Origin of the sequence: Pseudovibrio sp. POLY-S9 (assembly GCF_001431305.1) — a bacterium.
Classification (GTDB): domain Bacteria; phylum Pseudomonadota; class Alphaproteobacteria; order Rhizobiales; family Stappiaceae; genus Pseudovibrio.
Genome location: NZ_LCWX01000027.1, coordinates 1 through 5,630, shown reverse-complemented (window position 1 = coordinate 5,630; position 5,630 = coordinate 1). Strand labels below are relative to the sequence as shown.

General features: G+C 47.5%; 4 protein-coding genes and 1 tRNA gene. 1 reads left to right on the top strand and 4 read right to left on the bottom strand.

Translation table 11 applies throughout. From position 1 onward, the window contains the following. The first annotated feature begins 46 nt into the window (after positions 1-46). Positions 47-123 (top strand) — tRNA-Met (locus PPL9_RS01400). A 452-nt stretch (positions 124-575) separates the two neighbouring features. Here the strand turns inward: PPL9_RS01400 and PPL9_RS01395 are convergent. The 4 genes from PPL9_RS01395 to PPL9_RS01380 all read right to left on the bottom strand — a co-directional run bounded on the left by PPL9_RS01395 (position 576) and on the right by PPL9_RS01380 (position 5,151). Next, positions 576-1,994, bottom strand: a complete 1,419-nt coding sequence (locus PPL9_RS01395; RefSeq protein ID WP_200962059.1) for a UvrD-helicase domain-containing protein — start codon at positions 1,992-1,994, stop codon at positions 576-578. Then, on the bottom strand, positions 1,987-3,717 hold the full coding sequence (locus PPL9_RS01390; protein WP_057460969.1) for an ATP-binding protein: 1,731 nt from the start codon (positions 3,715-3,717) through the stop codon (positions 1,987-1,989). The genes PPL9_RS01395 and PPL9_RS01390 overlap by 8 nt, the downstream gene beginning before the upstream one ends. 139 nt (positions 3,718-3,856) lie before the next feature. Further along, on the bottom strand, positions 3,857-4,246 hold the full coding sequence (locus tag PPL9_RS01385) for a hypothetical protein (RefSeq protein WP_152986565.1): 390 nt from the start codon (positions 4,244-4,246) through the stop codon (positions 3,857-3,859). Then, the gene (locus PPL9_RS01380; protein ID WP_057460967.1) at positions 4,207-5,151 is read right to left on the bottom strand and encodes a hypothetical protein; all 945 of its coding nucleotides are present in this window, start codon (positions 5,149-5,151) and stop codon (positions 4,207-4,209) included. The genes PPL9_RS01385 and PPL9_RS01380 overlap by 40 nt, the downstream gene beginning before the upstream one ends. Positions 5,152-5,630 lie beyond the last annotated feature (479 nt).

The window sequence follows — 5,630 nt, the reverse complement described above, 5'->3', positions numbered from 1 at the left end:
ACATCGACTAAATCTCTACAAAACAATCAGAACAAACACTATTTACCGCGGGGTGGAGCAGCCCGGTAGCTCGTCAGGCTCATAACCTGAAGGTCGTAAGTTCAAATCTTACCCCCGCAACCAAATAAAGATCGAAAGATCAACGCTATAGCAAAAGCCCTGAGCCAACCGCTCAGGGCTTTTTGCGTTCGCGTCAACACCACGTCAACAAAAGACATGTTCGCCAGCAGCCTACGCAGTAGATGTAGGTGGGTAATGACGATCGTAGTCGCGGATCAGTACGGGGGAGGGCCTCCAAGGTAGGGTGGTGAGTTACCTGCTGCAAAGCGCCAGTTAGCAAGCTGAGAGCCACTCAGCGACGTCGATTGTCCTTAGGACTATTCCTGCTTGAAGACGAACTGTGTGACCAGTTGCGGACGTCCATCCTAGCCTGGGACAGCCTTAACTGAAACAAGACTTCAACTTCAGATCGGTCTCATTCACCTCGTCTCTATAGGGAGAAAGTTTACTTTTCTTGCAGATTAGAGCGAATGCCGATCCGACAGCATAAGAAGACACCTACACAACACCTTCTTTCAAGCGGGTGCCGGATTTAAAATCGGATTGGTGCTACAGATGATCAACTGACGTGAACCTCTAGTCATGGCAACATAGAGATCACGGGCTGAAAGCTGTTCTGTATCAATTATGACGGCAACGTCAGCTTCAAGACCTTTAAGAAGCAATGTACTTCCTACCGCTTTTCTTGGAAGAGACCGCCCTAGAACTCGAGATTGCTCTCGAGCTTTGACCGCCATTTCATAAAAATCATCTACATTTGAGCAAGCGTTTAAGGCTTGGATGCAGGTCCGGAGCAATGCAGGACGTAAACTAGTTACGCCTTGTTGTTTATTAATTTCAACAAGTAGACCAACTGCATTGGAGGGGCTTGGCACGTTTATAAAGTTGACAGCAGCAATCTCCGCGTCCGTTGGTGGGGTGCGTGCTGTAGCCGCATGGATTGATTTCACACGTTTCTTGAAGTGCGCAGTTGCAACACCTGTTAGCGTATCGCCCGCAAAATCAACTATCTTGTCGACAGCATCAGCAGCTCGGAAATCAAAATTCTCAGAGAACCGTATAAAATCAGTTAGATCTGCATTTTCAACAACAACGGCCCCAAACGCTCTGCTTGCAATTTGTCGATGACGTTGAGGGCGTGTACTGTCACAAACGATTAACACAGAGCCATTGTCATTGGGTGGCCTTACATTCGATGCTCTCGTAAGGTTTGCAATATCTGCTTTTCCCGTGATTTGCATCCAGTGGACCTCGGGAGGCGTTGTCCGCACATCAATTGGATTTCCTGCACGCAGGGCTTCGCGCGCCCACAGCAACCATTGACCAAAACCTTCGGTTCCAACGTTTCTCCATCGCCAGGGAGTTTCCAGTTGCCCCACAGCTGGGAATCGCGCCTGCACATCTGTTTGCCAATTGACCAAGACGTTATTACCCCATCCAAAGATGGCTTGCATTTCATCTCCCAGAACACAGGTTGGTAGTACTTCTGCAATTTTGGAAACCATGGCATGTTGTTCCAGTACACAGTCTTGATACTCATCAACAATCAGACGTGCATATGTTGCTTGCAAAACATCTCGAATGTGATTCCCCCTAAAAATATTTTGCACGCCAGCGCGGATCGCGGGGTAATCTTTACGAGGATTTTTCAGAGCAAGCGTGTTGGGCGGATGCCCGCTTCTTTGAGGGAATGTTCCAATTAAGCGCATGGCCCAGCCGTCGATCGTAGTTATCCGATAGGCTTTTCGAGGTACGCCCATATTTTGCAAACGCGCCCGTAGGGCGGCAACACCTGCATTGGTATGCGTAAGAATAAGAACAGGTTTCACTCCATCATGACGCAACAAGGATGTTGCGATCAAATGCGTTTTCCCGCAGCCAGCCGGTGCAGACACACTTCCTAACTGAACATTGAGTAAGTCGATATCAGGCATGATGAGTTTGCGCCCAAAAAAGAACCCCATTGATTTGGCTCTGCAATTCAGAAGTGAGGGTTCCAAAATTTGGAGCGATAATGTAACGGGAAACATGCTCCATATGACGAACAGTTTTAAACCACGCATTCTTACCACTGCACGCCGTTACGATAACGGCTTTTTGACCTGTGTTTATCGAGTGGTCTGGCGAATTAAGAAGTGCTCGTAGTCCTTGGAGAGTATGTGCGTTTTGAGAAGCTGACTGAATATGCGCTGTGATAAGTTCCTCGCCATGTTCTGAAATAGCGTAGTCGATCATCTGTAGAATTACTGTATCAGATGCCCCTAAGATTAAAGCTGTTTCAATTGATTGCCCAGCACTCCAAGTAAACGTTGATCCGTTATAATTTGCATGTTCAGCCTGTTTAGCAGCCGTTGGCTGTATGTCGTCATCTCGAAAAACAGCTGTTCTGTATCCGAGGTTGGCAAACGCTATCGCGCGATCATATGCACGGTCAGGTGTTCCTCCACCGCAGTCAACAAGGGCCGTCCCAGCTGCAAAAATCGAAGGATAACCTTGCGAGACAAAATATTGTTCAAACCCTCGCATAAAACCGACTTCAGTTGCACCCTCGCAAATCAGAACTGAAGGGGCCAGAAAAGCCTCAGGGAACAACCTTAATGTGCCTTGCGCACTAGGTTGAACTGACAACGGGTAAAATGTCCCATTGTGACACCTCAAGACTTGCAGTTGGGTATGGTGAAGCTCCTTCAGAACAATTGGCGAGTGTGTTGTCGCAAATACCTGTTGGGGCGGCGGGTTGGTCTTTGCCCCGAGTGAACCCAGAAGTCGAATAATGCGATGTGGTTCAAGGCCGTTTTCGACCTCATCCACGAGAAGAATTGATGAGGTCGCAGACACTTCTCTTTGGAGGCCTGCTATGAGTAGCCTTGTAGATCCAAGGCCAAGACCTCGTAATGGAACACCCTGTTCATTGTGCAGTGCTATTGCACCTCCACTCACAGATACAGAGTGTGTATCGAGCAGCGCTTTAGCGTTTGTGCCAATGCGGATGCCAAGAGTTGTTGCTGTTTTGCTGACCACACTAAGCGCATCACCAAGCTGTTTGTCTGCCTCATCACCAAAAGATTTTCGTGCTTCGCGTGCTGCCGTGGTAAGGGCCTTGGAGGCATCTGGTGTTTCTTCGCTAAGCCGCGTAAGAACCGATCCACGCCTCCAAGCTAGATTGTGATCTGACATAGCGCCAAGCCGCGTTGGAGCAAGGTTTACACGATCAGTCCAGTTGAGGTTACGTTCGTTACCACTGGCTTCAGCACGATCTGAGATCAGTCTCCAACGCAACTCCAGGTCAGCTTCGATCTTGAGATTTAAGGAGAGTACGGTCTCTAATCCATGGCCAGCTTCGTCCTCAATAATCTTGGTCTCGCCGTTATACCCGCGCAGAAATTCTCCATATGCTTCGTAATTTCTCAGATTATCACTCAAAGCGCCTAGCAGAAGTGTGATAGAAATGGGTTTCTCAACATCCATTTCAAAGAAATCTGCATCTGAGATATTTGCCGAGCGACGCGCGCCCAAACAGAGGTCAATCGCATCTAGGATGGTGCTCTTACCGCTATCGCCTGCTCCGATCAGACAGTTCATTCCTGGTGTCGGGAACCATTCAAGTTTTTGGATTGAACGGAAATTTTCAATTTCAATTTTACGTATGACGGCCATGGTTATGTCTCTTGAGGCTCTTGCAGCCGTTTAGTATAAGTGAGCAAGCCATTAGGTTTCAAAATCTACTATTTTCCTAGAAGAAGCCTTCCTGCACGTCATTAAGTCCAAGATCTGGAGCGACATGAACAGCTTCAATCTAATAATCACCGTCGATATTTTCCGACTTCACGGCAAATGTAATTGACCTACCGGATGAGATGACATCTTTTATCCAATTCTCCATCAACTTGGATTGGGGAATTGAGGTTCCGATCCATGCGCCTTTGATCATTGTGGCAAAGCTTGTATTGTCGAAGTATCGACCAATGTTGGAATAGGTGAGACGACGGCCGCCCTTGGGCCCTTTAAAACTATCATCGACCGCTACACGTTTCCAATAAGACAACGGAATGCACATACCTTTAGTCAGGCCAGTTGAATCTGGATCAAATTGAATACGCGGGCAGAACTTGAGATAGAATGGATCGTTGTTCAAACGAAAGTCATTTACCGAATTTGTCTGTTTTGCCTTGGCCAGCTCGGCCAAGAAAGAGTCCATACGCTGGATTTCTTCCGTGAGTTTTTTTCTGGGAAACGAAAAATATCCCCCCCATTGCTATCAGATTCCATGGCTTTGTATTGCACCATGATGAAAGCATTGAAGGTTTCGTTGTAATAGATGAGATCGCAGCCCGTTTGTTCTTCTAATGGCAGGCGATTTGCCAGTGTGACGGTAAGGCGATTGTCGCCATCTTGAAAAACAGCGCTTGATGCAACTTTGATGGTCTTCAGGAAATTGTAGCCCGGTACATCTATCATATCGTGGATGATCATAGGATCTTCCCGAAGTCGGACCTGGCGCAATCCCTCAAGATAAGACGTAGGTGCTCCTTCGGTATCAAGTATCCATTCGGATAAATCTGAGCGGTCCATGCCTGCCAAATTCAGGGCGGTTGCAACGCTCTCTTTTTGATAAGCAAGTGTGTTGCGTGCCTTCTGACTCAGTTCAGAAAGCCGTTTCCGAGTACTTTTGGTAAAGCGGTCAAGAGTAGATGTAGTTTCGGGAGCTAAACGAGCGACGAGTTCAATGACTTCCTCAAAAGCGCGTGGTGTCAGAAGACCGCCGTATTGGAACCGGTCTTCGACTGGTTTCCTATTTCTATTAGGAACACCCTTAATAATGTCGGTCGCAGTGAGTATTGTGGTCACGTCTAAAATCTCTGTGAGGTTTAGACGGGTTTGGCCAGTTCCTGCATTCATTCCTCTGCGCCCACGAGCAATGTGGGTAATCAGGCCTGTAGTGTTAATTACAAAGCAAATCAGAGGCGAAGTCCGGCTATGACTAAACTTATCAACGGCCTCAGCAAAAGAATCTTGTTCACGCAGAGTGTTGAGAAAGACCTTCTGCCGTGTCGAACTAAGGCGAAGCACAAATCCATTTGCTTTACTCATCCAAAATATTCCACCAAAAAGACATGTAAAATCTTACCTAATATATAAACTCGAAGTTGAATTACAAAGGAAAATGCATCTTACCTAGTGTTCGATTTGAACAGTGGAAGCCATCTTTGGAAAAAGAAGACTTCGGCTACGGAAGGCCTCACACACCACCAGCCTTGCAACTCCCCGATCTAGATTTTTACATTTTTGCCTTGCGGTTCTCAGTGCCCCAAAGTGCTGTGCGCGGTTGTCAATGTCGGCTTGGAGTGGCTTCAGCTTAGCACTGGCCGATAGACAAAGGGCCGGTTCGATTGGTTACAGAAATTTTGCCAGGGTTGCAGAAAGTGCCTTGCGGTAGAACTGGTTCAATCCCTGATGGAAGGGTTCGAATGTCCGCTTCTCTAATCGGGCGCTGAGGTCAAGCTCTTTTTTCCTTTCCGATCGGATCTAATCCATCTCCGGGTCACGCTTCTCTTCGCAGTCTGGGTCGC